At 71.0% G+C, this 18,645-nt stretch carries 22 protein-coding genes; 11 read left to right on the plus strand and 11 right to left on the minus strand.

Annotated features, from left to right (window positions below; translation table 11 throughout):
- Positions 1-28 precede the first annotated feature (28 nt).
- Complete coding sequence (gene msrA / locus MKL01_RS10700) at positions 29-685, plus strand: peptide-methionine (S)-S-oxide reductase MsrA (RefSeq protein WP_243905198.1); 657 nt, start codon at positions 29-31, stop codon at positions 683-685.
- Between the two features lie 3 nt (positions 686-688).
- On the opposite strand, the gene MKL01_RS10705 is transcribed toward msrA, so the two are convergent.
- Positions 689-853, minus strand: a complete 165-nt coding sequence (locus MKL01_RS10705) for a hypothetical protein (protein ID WP_243905199.1) — start codon at positions 851-853, stop codon at positions 689-691.
- A gap of 182 nt (positions 854-1,035) precedes the next feature.
- Between MKL01_RS10705 and MKL01_RS10710 the strand changes: the two genes are divergently transcribed.
- Positions 1,036-1,950 (plus strand): manganese catalase family protein, encoded by a 915-nt coding sequence (locus MKL01_RS10710; RefSeq protein WP_243905200.1) that lies wholly within the window; start codon positions 1,036-1,038, stop codon positions 1,948-1,950.
- Positions 1,951-2,054: 104 nt separating this feature from the next.
- Here the strand turns inward: MKL01_RS10710 and mepA are convergent, their stop codons facing one another.
- From mepA to fumC, 5 genes are all read right to left on the minus strand, one after another.
- Positions 2,055-2,975: a penicillin-insensitive murein endopeptidase gene (gene mepA, locus MKL01_RS10715; RefSeq protein ID WP_243905201.1), complete on the minus strand. Its 921-nt coding sequence runs from the start codon at positions 2,973-2,975 to the stop codon at positions 2,055-2,057.
- Positions 2,976-3,125: 150 nt separating this feature from the next.
- Positions 3,126-3,743 carry a ParB-like protein gene (locus tag MKL01_RS10720; RefSeq protein WP_243905202.1) on the minus strand — a complete coding sequence of 206 codons (618 nt, stop codon included), beginning with the start codon at positions 3,741-3,743 and terminating at the stop codon, positions 3,126-3,128.
- Positions 3,744-3,824: 81 nt separating this feature from the next.
- Positions 3,825-4,055: a ribbon-helix-helix domain-containing protein gene (locus MKL01_RS10725; RefSeq protein WP_243905476.1), complete on the minus strand. Its 231-nt coding sequence runs from the start codon at positions 4,053-4,055 to the stop codon at positions 3,825-3,827.
- 48 nt (positions 4,056-4,103) lie between these two features.
- Complete coding sequence (locus tag MKL01_RS10730) at positions 4,104-4,301, minus strand: DUF4169 family protein (protein WP_243905203.1); 198 nt, start codon at positions 4,299-4,301, stop codon at positions 4,104-4,106.
- Positions 4,302-4,363: 62 nt separating this feature from the next.
- Complete coding sequence (gene fumC / locus MKL01_RS10735) at positions 4,364-5,773, minus strand: class II fumarate hydratase (protein WP_243905204.1); 1,410 nt, start codon at positions 5,771-5,773, stop codon at positions 4,364-4,366.
- A gap of 122 nt (positions 5,774-5,895) precedes the next feature.
- On the opposite strand from fumC, the gene MKL01_RS10740 reads away from it, so the two are divergent.
- Positions 5,896-7,284, plus strand: a complete 1,389-nt coding sequence (locus tag MKL01_RS10740) for a cytochrome P450 (RefSeq protein ID WP_243905205.1) — start codon at positions 5,896-5,898, stop codon at positions 7,282-7,284.
- A gap of 62 nt (positions 7,285-7,346) precedes the next feature.
- Here MKL01_RS10740 and MKL01_RS35700 read toward each other — a convergent pair whose 3' ends face one another.
- From MKL01_RS35700 to MKL01_RS10750, 3 genes are read right to left on the minus strand one after another with little or no spacing between them, the layout of a single operon-like run.
- Positions 7,347-7,481, minus strand: coding sequence for a hypothetical protein (locus MKL01_RS35700; protein WP_279604535.1), 135 nt, complete (start codon positions 7,479-7,481; stop codon positions 7,347-7,349).
- 4 nt (positions 7,482-7,485) lie between these two features.
- A complete protein-coding gene (locus tag MKL01_RS10745) occupies positions 7,486-7,746 on the minus strand; it encodes a hypothetical protein (protein WP_243905206.1) in 261 nt (86 codons plus the stop codon).
- Positions 7,747-7,783: 37 nt separating this feature from the next.
- Positions 7,784-8,410 (minus strand): SspB family protein, encoded by a 627-nt coding sequence (locus MKL01_RS10750; protein WP_243905207.1) that lies wholly within the window; start codon positions 8,408-8,410, stop codon positions 7,784-7,786.
- A gap of 331 nt (positions 8,411-8,741) precedes the next feature.
- Between MKL01_RS10750 and MKL01_RS10755 the strand changes: the two genes are divergently transcribed.
- The 7 genes from MKL01_RS10755 (at position 8,742) to MKL01_RS10785 (ending at position 15,654) form a co-directional block, all read left to right on the plus strand.
- Entirely contained in the window at positions 8,742-9,596 is an 855-nt protein-coding gene (locus MKL01_RS10755) for a CPBP family intramembrane glutamic endopeptidase (RefSeq protein WP_243905208.1), read from the plus strand.
- A 224-nt stretch (positions 9,597-9,820) separates the two neighbouring features.
- A complete protein-coding gene (locus MKL01_RS10760; protein WP_243905209.1) occupies positions 9,821-10,615 on the plus strand; it encodes a thymidylate synthase in 795 nt (264 codons plus the stop codon).
- The gene (locus MKL01_RS10765) at positions 10,612-11,103 is read left to right on the plus strand and encodes a dihydrofolate reductase (protein WP_243905210.1); all 492 of its coding nucleotides are present in this window, start codon (positions 10,612-10,614) and stop codon (positions 11,101-11,103) included. The genes MKL01_RS10760 and MKL01_RS10765 overlap by 4 nt, the downstream gene beginning before the upstream one ends.
- A gap of 278 nt (positions 11,104-11,381) precedes the next feature.
- Positions 11,382-12,557, plus strand: coding sequence for an FtsH protease activity modulator HflK (hflK, locus tag MKL01_RS10770; protein ID WP_243905211.1), 1,176 nt, complete (start codon positions 11,382-11,384; stop codon positions 12,555-12,557).
- Positions 12,554-13,522: a protease modulator HflC gene (gene hflC, locus MKL01_RS10775; RefSeq protein WP_243905212.1), complete on the plus strand. Its 969-nt coding sequence runs from the start codon at positions 12,554-12,556 to the stop codon at positions 13,520-13,522. The genes hflK and hflC overlap by 4 nt, the downstream gene beginning before the upstream one ends.
- A 116-nt stretch (positions 13,523-13,638) precedes the next feature.
- On the plus strand, positions 13,639-15,189 hold the full coding sequence (locus MKL01_RS10780) for a DegQ family serine endoprotease (protein WP_243905477.1): 1,551 nt from the start codon (positions 13,639-13,641) through the stop codon (positions 15,187-15,189).
- 144 nt (positions 15,190-15,333) lie between these two features.
- Positions 15,334-15,654: a CCDC90 family protein gene (locus MKL01_RS10785; RefSeq protein WP_243905213.1), complete on the plus strand. Its 321-nt coding sequence runs from the start codon at positions 15,334-15,336 to the stop codon at positions 15,652-15,654.
- Positions 15,655-15,658: 4 nt separating this feature from the next.
- On the opposite strand, the gene serB is transcribed toward MKL01_RS10785, so the two are convergent.
- Positions 15,659-16,552, minus strand: coding sequence for a phosphoserine phosphatase SerB (gene serB / locus MKL01_RS10790; RefSeq protein ID WP_243905214.1), 894 nt, complete (start codon positions 16,550-16,552; stop codon positions 15,659-15,661).
- 14 nt (positions 16,553-16,566) lie between these two features.
- Between serB and miaA the strand changes: the two genes are divergently transcribed.
- A complete protein-coding gene (gene miaA, locus MKL01_RS10795; RefSeq protein ID WP_243905215.1) occupies positions 16,567-17,484 on the plus strand; it encodes a tRNA (adenosine(37)-N6)-dimethylallyltransferase MiaA in 918 nt (305 codons plus the stop codon).
- 240 nt (positions 17,485-17,724) lie between these two features.
- On the opposite strand, the gene MKL01_RS10800 is transcribed toward miaA, so the two are convergent.
- Positions 17,725-18,594, minus strand: a complete 870-nt coding sequence (locus tag MKL01_RS10800) for an NAD(P)-dependent oxidoreductase (protein ID WP_243905216.1) — start codon at positions 18,592-18,594, stop codon at positions 17,725-17,727.
- Between the last annotated feature and the right edge of the window lie 51 nt (positions 18,595-18,645).

Below are 18,645 nucleotides of genomic sequence, written 5' to 3' on the forward strand. Positions count from 1 at the left end.
AGACGCTGAGAGACCGGAAGGCAAGCCGATGTTCCTGTTCCGCAAGCGCCCCGAGATGCCGAGCCCCGCCGATGCCCTGCCGGGCCGTCCGACGCCGCTTCCCACGGCCGAGACGCACTTCGTCAACGGCAATCCGCTCAAGGGGCCGTATCCGCCTGGCACCGAGACGATCGTCCTCGGACTGGGATGCTTCTGGGGCGCGGAGCGCCGCTTCTGGCAGTTGCCCGAGGGCGTGTTCGTGACCGCGGTGGGCTATGCCGGCGGCCACACGCCGAACCCGACCTACGAGGAGGTCTGCACCGGCCAGACAGGCCACAACGAGGTGGTGCTGGTCGCCTTCGACCCGGCGGTGCTGCCGCTAGAGTCGGTGCTGCGGACCTTCTTCGAGAGCCATGACCCGACGCAGGGCATGCGCCAGGGCAACGACGTCGGCACGCAGTACCGCTCGGGGATCTACACCAACGGTCCGGCGCAGGAGGCGACCGCTCAGGCGGTGCGGACGGCCTATGCCGGGGCACTGCGGGAGCGCGGCCTCCCGGACGTGACCACCGAGATCAAGCCGCTGGAGCACTTCTACTTCGCAGAGAACTACCACCAGCAGTACCTCGCCAAGAACCCGAGCGGCTATTGCGGCCTGGGCGGCACCGGCGTCAGCTGCCCGGTGGGAACCGGCGTCGCCGCCTGATCCTCACGGCCTGCCGCCGGGCTGCGGCGGCGGGCCTTCGGCGGCGGGCGTAAGAGCGCCGCCCCGGAGCGGCGGCGTGCTGTTCGGGCTGCGCAGCACGATCAGCACGCTGCCCAGCACCGAGAGGGCGACGGCGGCGGCGAGGATGAGGAAGAGCCAGCGGGGCATCCCGGGGCGTTAGCACATCGGGGCGGCGGGTCGAACAGCCCGCGCCGACGGGCCGCGGGCCAGCGGCGGGGCGACGGCGCCCGGGAGACCGGGATCCGCCCGGCGGCTTCGGCAGGGGGCCAGGAACGATCCCGCGCCCAATGCGATGCCGTAGTGCGCACGTCGCGCCACGGAGCCCCCGCATGTTCATGAAACTCGATCGTCTGCAGGCCGAACTGCCGCAGCCGAAGAAGCCCAACCCCAACGCGGCAGCGGCACTCCAGGAACTGCTCGGCGGCAAATACGGCGAGATGTCGACGTTGGGCAACTACATGTTCCAGAGCTTCAATTTCCGCAACAAGTCGAAGCTCAGGCCGTTCTACAGCCTGGTCTCCAGCATCTTCGCCGAGGAACTCGGGCACATCGAGCTCGTCTCGACGGGCGTCGCCATGCTCAACAACGGGCCGGGCGACGACACCGAAGAGGTCGACGTCTCGAAGGCCCCGTTCCACGACATGCAGGATATCCGGCTCGCCGGCAGCTTCCTCAGCAACGGCGGCGGCGCGACGCCGATCAACTCCAATGCCCAGTCGTGGAACGTCGACATGGTGACGACGACGGGCAACATCATCGTCGACCTGCTGCACAACTTCCACCTGGAATGCGGCGCGCGCCTGCACAAGTTGCGCGTCTACGAGACCCTGCGGGATCCGACCGGCCGGGAGGTCTGCGGATACCTGCTGGTGCGCGGCTCGGTCCATGCGCACGCCTATGCGCTTGCGCTCAAGAAGCTCACCGGCGTCGAGATCGAGAAGATGCTGCCGACCCCCAACATCGTTCTCGACAAGATCCCGGAATGCCAGAAGTATCTGCAGGAGGGCTCGCACCGGCGCCTCTACAGCTTCAGCCCCGACGACTACAAGGAGGCGGCGGGCGTCTGGTCGAACGACGAGGTGGCGCTGCCCGGCGATCCGCCCGGTAACCTGGAGGTCGTCGATGGACTGCCCGAGGGTGGCAAGATCCCGGAGCTCGACGGCAATTACGGGGCCTTCGCACCGGACTACGCGCCGCAGGAGATCTTCGAGATCGCCAGCAAGCTCTACAAGAAGGGGCGCTGAACCCAGAAGCGGATGAGGCCGGCGTCCGACACGGTACGCCCGGCCGAACGTAAAGAGGTCCCGCGGGGCGCCGATGCGGCGCCCCGGTCCCGGCCGGACCCGACCTACGGCGCCTTCAGCACCGCACGGCAGGCGGACGGCAGGGCCGCCATGGTCATGGCGGGCTTGGGCTTCGGCGGCACCTTCGGGGGCCTCGGATGGAGCACCGCGTCCGAGAACCAGTAGCCGAGGTCGTCGCAGCCGTCGCCCGGCGGCGGCGGGGCCTGGGCCTGGCAATCGTCCTGGCCGGCCGGGCAGGCGAGCCGGATATGGTAGTGATAGTTGTGCCCGTACATCGGGCGCACCTTGGTCATCCAGCGGCTGCCCGCGGCGTCGCGGCAGAGCGCCTTCTTGATCGCCGCGTTGACGAAGATGCGCTCCACCTCCGGCTGCTCGGCCGTGAGCTTGATCAACTGCAGATGCGTCGGCGTCCAGACCTGCGGGTCGATGTCGAGACGGTCGGGGCGGACCATGTCGGTGGCCGAGGTCTCCTCGCGCTCGGCCCGGCTCAAGCGGTGGTCGGGCATCGGCGTCAGCCAGACGTCGGCGTCGATGCCGATCTGGTGCGAGGCGTGGCCGGTGATCATCGGGCCGCCCCGGGGCTGGGCCATGTCGCCCACGAGCAGCCCCGGCCAGCCGACCCGCTCGGCCTTCCGCGACAGGCGCTCGATGAAGTCGACGAGGTGGGGCGTGCCCCACATCCGGTTGCGCGACGGGCGCATGACCTGCCAGTTCGGCCCGTCGAGCGGCAGCGCCTCGCCGCCGGCGTAGCAGCCCTTCGCGTAGAACCCGTAGATGTGGGCCGGGCCCGTGGAGGCCCGGGTGACGCGCCCGAACAGGGCCTTGGCGGGTGTCGCGGGCGCGTCGGGGTGTTCCAGCGGCGGCAGCGGCTTCGGGTTGACGCTGCCGCGGTCCTGGGCCTGCGCGGCGGCGGGCAGGAGCAGGGCGGCGAGCGCGAGGCTCGGGGCAAGGCGCGGAATCGGCATGCGGGGGCTGTTCGTCCGTCTGGAAGGGGGCGGGCCGGAACGTGCTCCGCGGCCGGGGCGTTTTTCGGGCATCGGCTGAGGATGTCGGACCGGACGGCGCCGGTCCGACGCGGCAACCTGCCGAACGACGTGACGGCGTGGTCGGGCGGCTCACCCGTCCGAGGGACCGCACCAGCCGGGGAGGTAGGCGGCCTCCTTGGACTTGGCCAGCGCCATGGCCTTCTCCATCGCGGCCGAGAAGTCCTGCTCGACGCGCTTCTCCTTGACGTTGCGCCGGAGGAAGTCCGCCCACAGGAACTCGCTGAACGGCGTCGTGTCCTTGGCGAAGCCGCCGGCCCGGCGCAATTCGCCCGCGAGGCTGCGGAAGGGATCGTCCGCCAGGTCGGCGATCGCCTTCGGAAGGTCCTTGAAATCGCGGCGCACCCCCTCGGCGTCGTAGGGATAGACCCACGACTTGTGGTCGCACACCGTCCAGAAGGCATCCTTCTCCAGATGGTGCAGGTCGGCGATCACCGTCACCAGCACATCCTTGACGCCCTCCTCCTGCAGGGCGCGGGAGAGATGGTGATGGTCGACGACGTAGTGGCGCTTCTTGGGGCCGAGCACCGTCGGGATCTGGTGCGCACCGAGGAATTCCCGCTTCTTGTCGCCGTCATAGGCGCGCCAGCGGCGGCGCTTCTCCGCCACCTCCCGGTAGCCCACGGTCATCTGAGTCGGCCGCAACTCGGCGATCGGGACGGGCTTGAGCAGCGGTTCGCGCGTCGTCATGGATCGGCCTTCCTGCGTGGTTCTGTCACGGAGATGTCACACGACGCCGCGGCCGGAAAGGGCGCGCCGGCGAGCGGCCGCTCACGTTTGCTGGATCGGCGCCCCGCGCACGGCCTCCAGCACGAACACCCGGATCGCCGAGGACAGGTTCTGGCCGCCGCGTCCGGCATCGATCGCTCCGACGAGCGCCTGGACCGACTGTCCCCGCGCCTCCGCGACCTCCCGCAGCGCCGCCCAGAACGCATCCTCCAGGGACACGCTGGTGCGGTGTCCGGCGATCATCACGGAGCGCTTGGTGACGCCGGCGTTCATGCCGATGGCCGTGCGGGCTCCGCGCCCCGTCATCGCGTCGCTCCGCTCTCATTCCGCGGGATCGGACTCGTCCCGTTCGAGGCGATGGCCCTCGTGGCGCTCGATCTCCAGGGACTTGCGCCGCTGCTGGAGGGTCTTGGCCTTCTTCGGCTGGCCGAAGGCGATCCGGTTCGCCTCGGCCTTCGCGTCATCGGCCGCGCGGGCCTTCGCCTTGCGGACCTGACGCAGGTTGATGATCTCGGCCATGGATCGCCTCCCGGCAGTGGCGGCCGGCCCCGGTGTCCCGCGCCGGCCGGATGGCGAACGAATCAGTCGGCGCTCGGCGCCAGCATGGTCTCCGGCCGGACCACGCGCTCGAACTCCGCCTCGGTCACGTAGCCGAGGCGCAGCGCCTCCTGCTTGAGGGTGGTGCCGTTCTTGTGCGCGGTCTTGGCGATCTCGGCGGCCTTGTCGTAGCCGATCGAGGGGGCGAGCGCGGTCACCAGCATGAGCGAGCGGCTCATCAGGTCGGCGATCTTGTCCTCGTTGGCCTTGATGCCGACCACGCAATTGTCGGTGAAGCTCACCGCCGCGTCGGCGAGCAGGCGCACCGATTGCAGCACCGCGTTGGCGATCACCGGCTTGAACACGTTGAGCTCGAAATTGCCCTGGCTGCCGGCGAAGCTCACCGTCGTGCCGTTGCCGATCACCTGGGCGCAGACCATGGTCAGGGCCTCGCACTGGGTCGGGTTGACCTTGCCGGGCATGATCGAGGAGCCGGGCTCGTTCTCGGGGAGCGACAGCTCGCCGAGGCCGGAGCGCGGGCCCGAGCCGAGGAAGCGGATGTCCTGGGCGATCTTGAACAGGCCGGCGGCGAGGGCGGCGAGCGCGCCCTGCGTGAACACGAGGGCGTCGTGGGTGGCGAGCGCCTCGAACTTGTTCTCGGCCGAGGTGAAGGGCAGCCCGGTCAGCTCGGCGACCTTGGCGGCGAAGCGCGCCGCGAATTCCGGATGGGCGTTGAGGCCGGTGCCGACCGCGGTGCCGCCCTGGGCGAGCGCCAGGACCCCCGGCAGGGTCGCGGCGACGCGCGAGCCGCCCAGCGCCACCTGCGCGGCGTAGCCGGAGAATTCCTGGCCGAGGGAGACCGGCGTCGCGTCCTGCAGGTGGGTCCGGCCGATCTTGACGATCGATTCGAACGCCTGGGCCTTGGCGTCCAGGGCCGTGTGGAGGTGGCGGAGCGCCGGCATCAGCCGGCCGCTGATCTCGCGGGCCACCGCGATGTGCATGGCGGTGGGGAAGGTGTCGTTGGAGGACTGGCCGCGGTTGCAATGGTCGTTGGGATGCACCGGAGACTTGCCGCCGCGCTGGCCGCCGAGGCGCTCGTTGGCCAGGCTGGCGATCACCTCGTTGGCGTTCATGTTGGACTGCGTGCCCGACCCGGTCTGCCAGACCACCAGGGGGAACTCGTCGTCGTAGCGGCCCTCCACCACCTCGGCGGCCGAGGCCGCGATGGCGTCGGCGAGCCTGGGCTCCAGGGCGCCGAGATCCTTGTTCACCAGCGCCGCGGCCTGCTTCACGAGGCCGAGCGCGTGCACCAGCGGCGCCGGCATGTGCTCGGTGCCGATCTTGAAGTTCTGGATCGAGCGCTGGGTCTGCGCCCCCCAGTAGCGATGGGCCGGGACCTCGATCGGCCCGAACGTGTCGGACTCGGTGCGGGTGGCGGTCTCGGTGGGCGACATCGTGGCCTCTACGTCTGGTGCAGTGCGGTGCCTACTTAAATGAGGCGCGGGGGAATCGCGATGTCGGTTTTCCCCGGCGCACCGACAAGGGCGGGGCTCTGTTCCCGCCGGACAAGGAGCCGATGAGCGCGACGATCGATCTCTCCGAGCCCGCCCCGCGGTTCCGCCCTGCCGTGCCGCCGCCGCTGCGCGAGCCGCTGGGCCTGTTCGAGTTCCTGCGGGCGGCGCGGAAGAATCCGATCACCACCTGGATGGACGCGCATTTCAAGCTGCCCGTCGTGGCGGCCGAGGGCGCGATGGGCCGGATCACCGTGGTCAGCGACCCGGCGCTGATCCGCTACCTGCTGATCGAGAACGTCGACGGCTATCGCAAGGACGACCTGCAGCGGCGCGTGCTCGCCCCCGGGCTCGGCAACGGTCTCCTCAGCGCCGAGGGCGACGAGTGGCGGCTCCAGCGCCGGACCCTGGCGCCGATCTTCAACGCCCGCACCGTCCAGGGCTTCTCCGACGCGATGAACGCGGCCGGCGCGAAGCTCGGGCGCCGTCTCGCCCGCCGGGCCGGCAAGCAGGTCGACGTGGCCCTGGAGATGACCCGCGTCACGCTGGACGTGCTGGAGCGGACGATCTTCACGCACGGGCTGCCGAGCGATCCGGACGCCCTCGGCCGCGCCATCACGCGCTTCCTGGAGGCGGTGGGGCCGATCGACCCCCTCGACGTGTTCGGCGTTCCGGACTTCGTGCCCCGGATCGGCCGGCTGCGCGCGCGCCCGGCCGGGCGCTTCTTCGCCGAGGTGGTCGACGCGCTGATCGCCCGGCGCAAGGCGCTGATGGCCGGCGGGGACGCCCCCCGGGATCTCCTCACCCTCCTGCTGGCCGCGCACGATCCCGAGACCGGCAACGGACTCTCGGACCTCGCCGTGAAGGCGAACATCGTCACGTTCATCGCGGCCGGCCACGAGACCACGGCCAATTCCCTGACCTGGACGCTCTACTGCCTGTCGCAGGATCCCGCCGCCCAGGCGCGGATCGAGGCCGAGGTCGACGCGGCGGGGCCGGGGGATTTCGCCGCGGAGCGCCTGCCGTTCACCCGGGCGGCGATCGAGGAGGCGATGCGCCTGTTCCCGCCGGTTCCGTTCCTGAGCCGCCAGGCGGTCCGCGACGACCGGCTCGGCCGGATCAAGGTGCCGCGCGGCTCGCTGGTCCTGGTGGCGCCCTGGGTGCTCCACCGCCACCACCTGCTGTGGCGCGACCCGGACGCCTTCATGCCGGAACGGTTCCTGCCCGAGAACCGGGATGCGATCCCGCGCTTCGCCTACCTGCCCTTCGGCGCCGGTCCGCGGGTCTGCATCGGCCAGAGCTTCTCGATCCAGGAGGCGGTGATCGTGCTGGCCCACGTGGTCCGGGCGGTGCGGTTCCGGCTGCCGGAGGATCACCCGCCGGTCACGCCGCTCCACCGGGTGACGCTTCGGCCGGAGCACGGGCTGCGCATGGAGGCGGAGGCGCGGGACTGACAGCCTCGCCGGGGGCTCGGCGGCCGGATCTCCCGAGCCGCGATCCTATCGGCGAAGGTGCCCTATTCGCCGTGATGGCCGTCGAGTCGGCGCGTCGTGCGATCGTAGATGCGGCTCGCGATCCAGACGCCGACGAAGATCGCGGCCGACAGCGCGAGGGCGATGCCGAGGATCTGATTGGCGTAAGCCTGGGTCATCCGATCACTCCTCCGGACGCAGGAATCTGATCACGATCTGACCCATCGCATGTAGGATGAAAGCCGCGACCAGCAAAGTCCAACCGCCGTCGGCGAGGAGATCGAGGCGCCGCTGCGCGAGGGGGTTGATGACCGCGATGCCGATCGTGGCGATGGCCAACGAGTTCAGCAGGGTCGCGGCCAGCTTGAGACCTTCGTTGAAGCGCCTCGCGCGGTGCTTGCGCTCCGCTGCCGACGGGATCGGCTGCGCGATGGTCTCGCCCATCTGACAATCCCCGGGCCGTCGATTCGGCCCGCGAAATTCAGCTCTTCTTGCGGAACGCGTCCAGGCTCACGACCTCGGCGCTGCCCTCCTCGCCGTCCTTCTTGGCGGCGGGGCGGGGGGCCTTCTCGTCCGGCTTGCCGTCGGGCTTCTCGCCCTGGACGGCCGGGGCCGGAAGACCCTTCGGCGCGCCCGCCCCGATCGTGGCGAGCCCGGCCCCCTTGGGGCGGACCTCGCCGGGCTCGGAACCCGCGCCCCGCGGGCCGGCCTTGGCCGGCGCGGCATTCGCCTCCTCGGGCGTCTCGCCGGCCTCGCTGAGATCGAACTTCAGGCCGAACTGCACGGAGGGGTCGAAGAAGCCCGAAAGGGCATCGAACGGCACCAGCAGGCGCTCCGGCACCCCAGAGAAGGAGAGGCCGACCTCGAAGGTGTGCTCGGTGACGTTGAGATCCCAGAACTGGTGCTGCAGGACGATGGTCATGTCCTGCGGATACTTCTCGCGCAGGGCCTGCGACATCCGTACGCCGGGCGCCTCCGTCCGGAACGAGACGTAGAAATGGTGCTCGCCCATCAGTCCCTCGCGGGCTGCGTCGGTCAGCACCTTGCGCACCACGCCGCGCAGGGCGTCCTGCACCAGAAGGTCGTAGCGGATCAGGTCGTCTGCCATCTGCGGTCGCGCTTTCGCCCGGTCTGCCCGGCGCCCCGCCGCGGATGGCCGGACCGAGAAATTGAACTGGAGGCTTCTGTTGCCAGGTGCCTCCGAACCTCGCCCGTGCAGTGCGGCCCGCTCGGACGTCGGGTCGGTCTTGAGGACCGCTTACGCGGCCATCGCCACCGAAGCCTGGGCTCCGGCCACGTGCCTTGCGGCAGCATGTCCTGGGCTCAGGGGGAAGCGCCGGGTACCGCCCCCGGGTCCGATAGGTTTATTGCGAAGATCGTTTGTCGCCATAGCCGGCCTCGCGACCGGCTCCCGAGATATAGAGGGGATCGGTCCGGTTTTGAAGCCCGATCGTGTCGCGCCGCCGCCGCATGTGGAGTCGCCGGACGAGGCTGTTGCCGGAAGCGCGCAGTCGCGCCCCCCGGGGCCGGAGGACCGGGTCCGTCTCGGTGTCTGGTCGACGGCGGGGCGCCTCGGCGTCCTGGTCGGTCTCGTCGTCCTCTACCTCGGCGCCGCGAGCCTGCTCTCCCTCGTCAGCGTGCGGGTCGGCTTCGACCTCTGGAGCGGCATCGATCCGTTCCTGCCGCCGGAGCGGCGGCCGTTCCTCGGCGCGGTGGAGCTCGCCCACCGGGCCTTCGCCATCGACGCCCTGCGGCAGGTGTTCCTCGCCGCCCTGGTGATCGGGGGGGCGTGGTGGCAGGACCGGTCCGGGTGGCGCCGCCGCCTCGCCCTCGACCGGGAACGCCCCAACGGCATGCGGCCCGTGGCGCTGCTGGCGATCCTGCTCGTCTGGCCGGTGCTGCACATCACCTGGGTCACCGGCACGGCCGAGCTGTTCGGGGCGAGCTTCGGCCAGCACGTGCGGCTATCGCCGTTCATGAGCCAGGCTGCCATCGCCGCGTGGCTCGCCTACCTGGCGATCCTCGCCCCCGTGGCCGAGGAGCTGCTCCTGCGCGGCGAGGCCTACGCCCGCGCCGAGGCCGCCATCGGGCCCGGGGCGGCGATCCTGGTCACCGCCCTCATCTTCGCGGCGGCCCATGTCTCGTCCTGGGGGCTGGCCCGCCCGGTCTCGCTCCTGCCCCTGGCGCTGGCGCTCGGCTGGCTGCGCAGGCGCACCGGACGGCTCTGGCCCGGCATCGCCCTGCACGGCTGGTCGAACCTCGCCTTGGTGACCTACCTGCTCTGGCCGTCCTGACGGCTTCTTGGCCTGCGAGGCGTCCCCGGCGGCCGGAGGCAGCGGATCTCCGGCTCCCGACCGGTCCCGGGGCTGCCGTCGGGCCCCTCGGCGGCCCCTCGACGGCCCCCTCGGCATGAGGGCGCGGCTCGCACGGCGGGCGTCCGACAGGCTCCCGGTTCGACGGCGGTGCAAATGTCGCCGGCGCGCTTGCCGCGCGGCGCGCCGGCGCGCAGGAATGGCCGATGGACGCTTACCAGGACCTGCTCCGGCGCATCCTCGAGCAGGGGACCGCCAAGGATGACCGCACCGGCACCGGGACGCTCTCGGTGTTCGGCCACCAGATGCGCTTCGACCTGTCGGCCGGGTTCCCGCTGGTCACCACGAAGCGGCTGCACCTGCGCTCGATCATCCACGAGCTGCTCTGGTTCCTCGCGGGCGACACCAACGTGGCCGCCCTCCGGGCGAACGGGGTGACGATCTGGGACGAGTGGGCCGACGCGGATGGCGACCTCGGCCCGGTCTACGGCCGGCAGTGGCGCTCCTGGCAGAAGCCCGGCGGCGGCACCGTCGACCAGATCGCCTGGGTGCTCGACGAGATCCGGCGCAACCCGGATTCCCGCCGCCTGATCGTCTCCGCCTGGAACCCGGCGGACCTCGACCGGATGGCGCTCGCCCCCTGCCACTGCCTGTTCCAATTCTACGTGAGCGAGGGGCGGCTCTCCTGCCAGCTCTACCAGCGCTCGGCGGACGCCTTCCTGGGCGTGCCGTTCAACATCGCGAGCTACGCGCTCCTGACCCACATGATCGCCCAGGTGACCGGGCTCGGGGTCGGCGATTTCGTCCACACCTTCGGCGACGCGCATCTCTACCGGAACCACCTGGAGCAGACCCGCACCCTGCTCGCCCGGGAGCCACGCCCCCTGCCGCGGCTGCGGCTCAACCCGGCGGTGCGCGATCTGTTCGCCTTCCGGTACGAGGACTTCGCCGTCGAGGGCTACGATCCCCATCCCGCCATCGCGGCGCCGGTGGCGGTATGAGTCCGATCGTCTCGCTGGTGGCGGCCGTCGCCCGCAACGGCGTGATCGGCCGCGACAACGGGCTCGCCTGGCACCTGTCCAGCGACCTGAGGCGGTTCAAGGCCCTGACCATGGGCAAGCCGATGCTGATGGGTCGCAGGACCTGGGACTCGATCGGCCGGCCGCTGCCGGGGCGGCGCACGCTGGTGCTCACCCGGGACCGCGGCTTCCGGGCCGAAGGCGCCGAGGCCGTCCACGACTGGGAGACCGCGCTGGCCGCCGCCGCCGGGGCGGAGCTGATGGTGGTGGGGGGCGCCGAGATCTACGCGCTCGCGCTTGCGCGGGCCGATCGCCTCCACCTCACCGAGGTCGACGCCGAGCCGGCGGGCGACGTGCGATTTCCGGACTTCGACCGGGCGCAGTTCCGGGAGACGTTCCGCGAACCGCATCCCGCCGGCCCGCGCGACGAGCACGCCTTCGCGTTCGTCGACTGGGAGCGCGTCCGCTGAGGCGCGCCGCCGCGGTTGCCTTCCACGCCCCGCGTGCCCACCTGCCAGCCTTGACAGCATGGGGCGTGCGCCCGCAGGTGCCTGTCGGGTGTGCGCCCGGACCGGGCGCGGGTCGGGCGGGAAGCTGCGCGGACGCAGGCGCTTAGGCCTTCGACCCGACGGGTTCGCGCAGCGGCCGGCCCGGCGCGTCGGGGCTCGGCGGGCGGGCGTGGCCGTTGGGGCAGGGGGCGCGGGTCGGTGTAGGGCCGGGCGCGGACAGGCGGGAGACGACGGCTAGGATGCCTTGGAGCAATCAGAGCGGCGGCGGAGGTCCCTGGGGCCGGCCCGGCGGCAACGGCGGCGGTGGCGGCCCGTGGGGCGGCGGCGGCAAGACCCCGCCGAACCTCGAAGACCTGCTCCGGCGCGGGCAGGACCGGCTGCGCAACCTGATTCCGGGCGGCGGCGGCACCGGCGGCTACGGCGGCGGCTCGACGGGCTTCGGCGGCGGCCGCAGCGCGGCGGTGGTCGCGGCGCTCGCCGTCGCGGTCTGGCTCGCCACGGGCTTCTACACCGTCTACCCGCGGCAGGTCGGCATCGAGACGATCTTCGGCCGCTACGTCGGCACCAAGGGCGAGGGCCTGCGCTACAACTTTCCCTACCCGATCGGCGGCGTCGTCAAGCCGGATGTCGGCTCGCAGAACTCCATCCAGATCGGGTTCCGCTCCGGTCCGGGCGGCCAGGGCCGGAACAGCGACCGGCCGGACGAGAGCCTGATGCTCACCGGCGACGAGAACATCGTCGACCTCGACTTCGAGGTGCAGTGGCGCGTCAATCCGCTCAAGGCCTCCGACTTCGTGTTCAACCTCCAGAACCCGGAGGGCACCATCAAGGCGATCTCCGAGAGCGCGATGCGCGAGGTGATCGGCCGCCGCAACATCCAGGCGATCCTGACCAACGAGCAGTCGAGCATCGCCCAGGAGGTCAAGGAGATGGTCCAGAAGGCGCTGGACGAGTACGGCGCCGGCGTGCGCATCGAGGTGGTGCAGCTCGTCTCGGTCAACCCGCCGCCGGAGGTGCGCCCCGCCTTCATCGACGTCAACGCCGCCCAGCAGGACGCCGATACGGCGCAGAACGAGGCCAAGACCTACGCCAGCCGCGAGGTGCCGCAGGCCCGGGGCAAGGCGTCGCAGATCGTCCAGCAGGCCGAGGCCTACCGGACCAAGGCGACGGCCGACGCCACCGGCCAGGCCGCGCGCTTCAGCGAGGTCTACGCCTCCTACAAGGCCGCCCCGGCGATCAGCCGCGAGCGGATCTTCCTGGAGACGATGGAGAAGGTCCTGGGCTCCGTGAACAAGGTGATCATCGACCAGAACGGGACGCAGCCCGGGGCGGCGACCGCCGCCGGTGTGCTGCCGGTACTGCCGCTCTCGGAGTTCGGCGCCCGGGCCCCGACCCAGACGGGAGCCGCCCGATGAAACAGGCCCTCCGCACCGGCCTGATCGCGGTCGCCGCGATCGTCGCGATCGGGCTCTACGCCTCGATCTTCACCGTCGGCCAGATGCAGCAGGCGCTGGTCCTGCAGTTCGGCCGGGTCCGGGCCGTCCTCAACCCCACCGGCGAGGAGAAGCCCGGGCTCTACTTCAAGATTCCGTTCGTCGAGAACGTGGTGATCTTCGACAAGCGGGTGCTCGACCTCGACCTGCCGGTCCAGACGGTGCTCACCGCCGACCGGCAGAACCTGGAGGTGGACGCCTTCGCGCGCTACCGCATCCTCGATCCCCTGCGCTTTTATCAGGCGGTGGGCAATGTCGGGCTCGCCAACCAGCGGCTCGCCAGCTTCACCAATTCGAGCCTGCGCAACGTGCTCGCCCGCTCGACCCGCGACGCCATCGTCAAGACCGAGCGCGGCCAGCTGATGCACAACATCCAGGAGGACGTGAACCGGCAGGCGAAGGCGCTGGGCGTCGAGATCGTCGACCTGCGTATGACCCGCGTCGACCTGCCGGCGCAGAACTCGGCCGCCGTCTACAAGCGGATGAAGACCGAGCGCGAGCGCGAGGCCGCCGACATCCGCGCCAACGGCGACCAGATCGCCGCCACGATCCGCGCCAAGGCCGACCGCGAGGTCACGGTGATCCTGGCTGACGCGACCCAGACCTCCGAGCAGCTGCGCGGCCAGGGCGACGCCGACAAGAACCGGATCCTCGCGGACGCGTTCGGGAAGGATCCGGATTTCTTCAGCTTCTACCGCTCGATGCAGGCCTACGAGACCGGGCTGAAGGGCTCCGACACGCGGCTGGTGATCAGCCCGAACTCGGATTTCTTCCGCTACTTCAGCGACCCGCAGGGTCGGGCGGCGGCTTCTGCGGCCCCCCGGGGCCCGCGCGGACCCGCCGATCCGAGCGCCACCACGGGATCGACGACCGGGGCGGCGCGCTGATCGACCGCGTGTTGGCGCCATGGCGCCCGGGGACTACTTTGCGAGACACTCAGGCGGGCCCCGATCTCGGATCGCGGGCCCGCACAGCCGGAAACGCGTTCTTGAAGAGGTCGATGATGCACCCCGTCGCGAGCGCCCCCGAGGCGCCCTTCGGCCGCGCGAAGGCGCAGCCCCGTTCCCGCGCCCGCGCGCTGATGGCCGCGATCCTGGTCGGCGCCTCCGTGGGGGTCTCCCTGGCGGGCGCCGCCCTTCCGATCCCGGCCTTCGCCAAGGGGCCGGCCTCCCTGGCCGACCTCGCCGATCAGGTCACCGACGCGGTGGTGAACATCTCCGCCTCCACCACCGTGGAGGCCCGGGGCGGCCGCGCCATGCCGCAGGTGCCCCCGGGCACGCCCTTCGAAGACCTGTTCGAGGAATTCTTCAACCGCCGCGGCGGCAAGGGCGGCGAGCGCGGGGACAACGACGCGCCGCGCCAGCAGCGCAAGTCCAACTCCCTGGGCTCGGGCTTCATCATCGACGCCTCCGGCATCGTGGTGACCAACAACCACGTCATCGGCGACGCCAACGACATCCAGGTCATCCTGCACGACGGCACCAAGCTGAAGGCAGAGATCGTCGGCAAGGATTCGAAGATCGACCTCGCGGTGCTGCGGGTGAAGCCCACCGCCGACCGCCCGCTGAAGGCGGTGCCGTTCGGCGATTCCGACAAGATGCGGCCGGGTGACTGGGTCATCGCCATCGGCAACCCGTTCGGGCTGGGCGGCTCGGTCTCGGCCGGCATCGTCTCGGCCCGGGGCCGGAACATCGAGTCCGGACCCTACGACAACTACATCCAGACCGACGCGGCCATCAACAAGGGCAATTCGGGCGGTCCGCTGTTCAACATGGACGGCGAGGTGATCGGCATCAACACGGCGATCCTGTCGCCCACCGGAGGCTCGGTGGGCATCGGCTTCGCGGTGCCCTCCGACACGGCCAAGCCGGTGATCGACCAGCTGCGCGACTTCGGCGAGGTCCGGCGTGGCTGGCTCGGCGTGCGCATCCAGAACGTCGACGACGCCACCGCGGAGGCCCTCAACCTCAAGGGCGGGGCGCGGGGTGCCCTGGTGGCCGGCGTCGACGAGAAGGGCCCGGCCAAGATCGCCGGCATCGAGGTCGGCGACGTGATCCTGAAGTTCAACGGCGCCCCGGTGAAGGCCTCGGGCGACCTGCCGCGCATCGTCGCCTCGACGCCCGTCGGCCAGAAGGTCGACGTGGTGGTCATGCGCAAGGGCGAGGAGGTGACGAAGCCCGTCACCCTCGGCCGGCTCGAGGACACCGACAAGCCGCAGCTCGCCAACCTGCGCCAGCCCGAGCCCGAGAGCGCGACCCGTCAGGCGCTCGGCCTCAACCTCTCCGGCATGACCGACGATCTGCGTAAGAAGTACTCTATCAAGGACACCGTGAAGGGCGTCGTCGTCACCCGCGTCGATCCGAACTCGACCGCGGCCGACAAGCGGATCCAGCCGGGCGAGGTGATCGTCGAGGTCGGCCAGGAAGCGGTGAACACCCCCGCCGACGTGACCAAGCGGGTCGACGCCCTGAAGAAGGACGGGCGCAAGTCGGTGCTGCTGCTGGTGGCGAGCGCCACGGGCGACGTGCGCTTCGTGGCGGTCGGCCTGGACTGAGCGGCATCCCGCCATCCCGAGGTCGAAGGCTGTCGCCTTTCCGAGGCGGCAGCCTTCGCGCGTTCGGGAGGCTGCCTTGACGCGATGGCTCGCTGACGCACACTGCCGCGGCGAGTCGGTACGGCTCGACCGAGCTCGAACCCCATGACGGCCGTTGCCTTCGACACCCTGAAGTTCGCCCGCGCCCTGCGCGAGAAGGCAAACCTGACGCCGGAGCAGGCCGAGGGCCTCGCCGATGCGCTGGTCGACGTCTTCGACGGGAACCTCGCCACGAAGGCCGACATCCGCGACGTTCAAGCCGATATCCAGATCGTTCGAACCGACATCGAAACGCTGCGTCTCACGACTCGAGCGGATATCGCGTCTGCGAAGGTCGAGACCGTGCGCTGGCTGGTCGGCGCGGTCGGCTTTCAGACGCTGGCCGTGCTGGGCGCCGTCGGCGCCCTGACCCGGACCATCCACTGAACGCTCACCCCACGAACTCCGCCGCCGCGTAGCCCTGCAGGTAGAGCAGCGCGGTGAGGTCCCCGTGCTCGACGCGGACATGGGCCGCGGCGGCGACCGCGGGCTTGGCCCGAAACGCCACGCCGAGACCGGCCTCGGCCAGCATGTCGAGGTCGTTGGCGCCATCGCCGACCGCGAGCGTCTCCGTCGGGCCGAGGCCGAGCGTCTCGCGCAGTTCGATCAGCGTGGCGCGCTTCTCGGCCTTGCCGACGATCGGATCCTTCACGGTGCCGGTGAGCCGCCCGTCCGCCACGCCCAGCAGGTTGGACCGGTGCTCGTGGAACCCGATCGTCGCCGCGATGGGCCCGGTGAACAGGGTGAAGCCCCCCGAGACCAGGCAGGTCCGGGCGCCGTGGGCCCGCATCGTCTGCACCAGGGTGCGGCCGCCGGGCGTGAGGCTCAGGCGCTCGGCGATCAGACCGTCGACCGCCGCCACCGGGATGTCCTTCAGGAGCGCCACGCGCTCGCGCAGCGCCGGCTCGAACGCGATCTCGCCGCGCATCGCCCGCTCGGTGATCGCCGCGACGTGGTCCTTGAGGCCCAGCGTCCCGGCGAGCTCGTCGATGCATTCCTGCTCGATCATGGTCGAATCCATGTCGGCCAGGAACAGGCGCTTGCGCCGATGCGCGTCGGCGGGCAGCACGGCGAGGTCGATCGGCTCCCCGCCGAGCGCCGTGCGCAGCCTCTCCGTGAGCGAAGCCGCCGACGCGGGCGCGCCGGGGACCAGGATCTCGGCGGCGACCGACCCGTGCAGGATCCGGGGCTGGTGCTCCGTCCGCAGCACGGCGCGGGTCTCGGCCAGGACCGCGTCGGTGATGGACGGCCGATCCGGGTTTGCTATCAGGACCGCGACCAGCATCGTGGAGGCTCGCCTTGCCAGACCGGGAGGAGGCCGGGGGCCGCCCGGCGGCGATCCTCATCGCAGGGCCCACCGCGTCGGGCAAGTCGGCGCTCGCCGTCCGGCTGGCGCAACGCCACGGCGGCGTGGTGATCAACACCGATTCCATGCAGGTCTACGCGGATCTGCGCCGCCTGACCGCCCGGCCCGATCCCGACGAGGAAGCCCGGGTCCCGCACCGGCTCTACGGCCATGTCGATGGCGCCGTGAATTATTCCGTGGGGCATTTCTCACGGGATGCGGCGGCGCTGCTCCGGAGCCTCGACGGGCGGTTGCCGGTCTTCGTCGGCGGGACAGGCCTGTATTTCCGGGCGCTGGAGCAGGGGTTTTCGGAGCTGCCGCCGGTGCCCAAGGCGGTGCGGGCGCAGGTGCGGGACGAGGCCGCGGGACGCCCCACCCAGGCGCTGCATGCCGATCTCGCCCGGCACGACCCCGCGGGCGCCGCCCGCCTGCGCCCGAGCGACCGGATGCGGGTGATGCGCGCCCTGGAGATCTTTCTCGCCACAGGCCGGCCGATCGCGAGTTTCTACGGCGATCCGGTGCCCGGCCCGCTGGCCGGCTGGGATCTCCAAAAGATCTTCCTGGCCCCCGACCGCGACGTGCTGCGCGCCCGGATCGACGCCCGGTTCCGCACCATGATCGCCGGGGGCGCACTGGACGAAGTCGCCCGCCTGCGGTTGCGGAAGCTCGATCCGATGCTGCCGGTGATGCGCGCCCACGGGGTGCCGGGGCTGATCGCCCATCTCGACGGGACGATCGACCTGGAGGCGGCGATCGTGCGGGGCCAGGCGGATACGCGCGCCTACGCCAAGCGCCAGTTCACGTGGTTTCGCCACCAGATGGGGACGGACTGGCGCTGGATGGATCCGGAGGTGGCCGTGGCTGAGCTGTGAGGCCGCCGCGGGATCCCTCCCCCCTTGCCGGGGAGGGTGGCCCCTGCGTCAGCAGGGATCGGGGAGGGAAGCGCGGCTTCAGGAAAAGGAGAGGCCGTCATGAAGGCTGGAGCCCCATCCTGCACCGGCGCTCCCCTCTCCCGACCCCCTTCGGGCGCCACCCTCTCCCGCAGAGGGGAGAGGGAGAGCACCTGGGGCCGTTTCCGCCTGATTCTGACCGCGAGCAGAAACCGCCGACCCTCAGCGCTCCAGCCGCGCCACCAGGCTCGACGTGTCCCAGCGGTTGCCGCCCATGGCCTGCACCTCGGCGTAGAACTGGTCGACCAGGGCCGAGACCGGCAGCTTGGCGCCGTTGCGGCGGGCCTCGTCGAGCAGGATGCCCAGGTCCTTGCGCATCCAGTCGACCGCGAAGCCGAAGTCGAACTTGCCCTGGTTCATGGTCTTGCCGCGGTTCTCCATCTGCCAGGAGCCGGCGGCCCCCTTGGAGATCACGTCGAGCACCGCCTCGACGTCGAGGCCGGCGCGCTTGGCGAAGTGGACGCCCTCCGACAGGCCCTGGACCAGCCCGGCGATGCAGATCTGGTTGACCATCTTGGTGAGCTGGCCGGCGCCCACGGGGCCCATCAGCCGGCAGGCCCGGGCGAAGGATCCGATCGCCCCCTCGACCTTGGCGTAGGTCGCGGGCTCGCCGCCGCACATCACGGTGAGCACGCCGTTCTCGGCGCCGGCCTGGCCGCCGGAGACCGGGGCGTCGATGAAGCCCACCCCCTTGGCCTCAGCGGCAGTGGCGAGTTCCCGGGCGACCTCGGCCGACGCGGTGGTATGATCGACGAAGATCGCGCCGGGCTTCATGCCGGCCAGCGCCCCATCCTCGCCCAGCACGACGCTGCGCAGGTCGTCGTCGTTGCCCACGCAGGCGAACACGATCTCGGCCCCCTCGACGGCCTGCCGGGGCGTGGCCGCGGAGGCGCCGCCGTAGGTCTTCACCCAGGCCTCCGCCTTGGGGGTGGTGCGGTTGTAGACGGTGACGTCGTGGCCTCCCTTCTTGGCGAGGTGGCCCGCCATCGGGCCGCCCATCACGCCGAGACCCAGGAATGCGACCTTCGCCATTATGCTCTCCTCATGAGCGCCGGGGCGCCCCGGCGCGGTCTCAAACAGTGG

Source organism: Methylobacterium sp. J-070, assembly GCF_022829385.1.
Classification (GTDB): Bacteria; Pseudomonadota; Alphaproteobacteria; order Rhizobiales; family Beijerinckiaceae; genus Methylobacterium.

Coding starts and splice junctions, on each gene's coding strand:
- MKL01_RS10745 (WP_243905206.1), bottom strand. CDS start 7,746: ATGGGCGAGACCATCGCGCAGCCGATCCCGTCGGCAGCGGAGCGCAAG.
- hflK (WP_243905211.1), top strand. CDS start 11,382: ATGCCTTGGAGCAATCAGAGCGGCGGCGGAGGTCCCTGGGGCCGGCCC.
- MKL01_RS10705 (WP_243905199.1), bottom strand. CDS start 853: ATGCCCCGCTGGCTCTTCCTCATCCTCGCCGCCGCCGTCGCCCTCTCG.
- MKL01_RS10730 (WP_243905203.1), bottom strand. CDS start 4,301: ATGGCCGAGATCATCAACCTGCGTCAGGTCCGCAAGGCGAAGGCCCGC.
- MKL01_RS10785 (WP_243905213.1), top strand. CDS start 15,334: ATGACGGCCGTTGCCTTCGACACCCTGAAGTTCGCCCGCGCCCTGCGC.
- MKL01_RS35700 (WP_279604535.1), bottom strand. CDS start 7,481: ATGACCCAGGCTTACGCCAATCAGATCCTCGGCATCGCCCTCGCGCTG.
- MKL01_RS10710 (WP_243905200.1), top strand. CDS start 1,036: ATGTTCATGAAACTCGATCGTCTGCAGGCCGAACTGCCGCAGCCGAAG.
- mepA (WP_243905201.1), bottom strand. CDS start 2,975: ATGCCGATTCCGCGCCTTGCCCCGAGCCTCGCGCTCGCCGCCCTGCTC.
- MKL01_RS10800 (WP_243905216.1), bottom strand. CDS start 18,594: ATGGCGAAGGTCGCATTCCTGGGTCTCGGCGTGATGGGCGGCCCGATG.
- fumC (WP_243905204.1), bottom strand. CDS start 5,773: ATGTCGCCCACCGAGACCGCCACCCGCACCGAGTCCGACACGTTCGGG.
- MKL01_RS10750 (WP_243905207.1), bottom strand. CDS start 8,410: ATGGCAGACGACCTGATCCGCTACGACCTTCTGGTGCAGGACGCCCTG.
- MKL01_RS10765 (WP_243905210.1), top strand. CDS start 10,612: ATGAGTCCGATCGTCTCGCTGGTGGCGGCCGTCGCCCGCAACGGCGTG.
- MKL01_RS10720 (WP_243905202.1), bottom strand. CDS start 3,743: ATGACGACGCGCGAACCGCTGCTCAAGCCCGTCCCGATCGCCGAGTTG.
- hflC (WP_243905212.1), top strand. CDS start 12,554: ATGAAACAGGCCCTCCGCACCGGCCTGATCGCGGTCGCCGCGATCGTC.
- MKL01_RS10780 (WP_243905477.1), top strand. CDS start 13,639: ATGCACCCCGTCGCGAGCGCCCCCGAGGCGCCCTTCGGCCGCGCGAAG.
- MKL01_RS10740 (WP_243905205.1), top strand. CDS start 5,896: ATGAGCGCGACGATCGATCTCTCCGAGCCCGCCCCGCGGTTCCGCCCT.
- MKL01_RS10725 (WP_243905476.1), bottom strand. CDS start 4,055: ATGAACGCCGGCGTCACCAAGCGCTCCGTGATGATCGCCGGACACCGC.
- msrA (WP_243905198.1), top strand. CDS start 29: ATGTTCCTGTTCCGCAAGCGCCCCGAGATGCCGAGCCCCGCCGATGCC.
- MKL01_RS10760 (WP_243905209.1), top strand. CDS start 9,821: ATGGACGCTTACCAGGACCTGCTCCGGCGCATCCTCGAGCAGGGGACC.
- serB (WP_243905214.1), bottom strand. CDS start 16,552: ATGCTGGTCGCGGTCCTGATAGCAAACCCGGATCGGCCGTCCATCACC.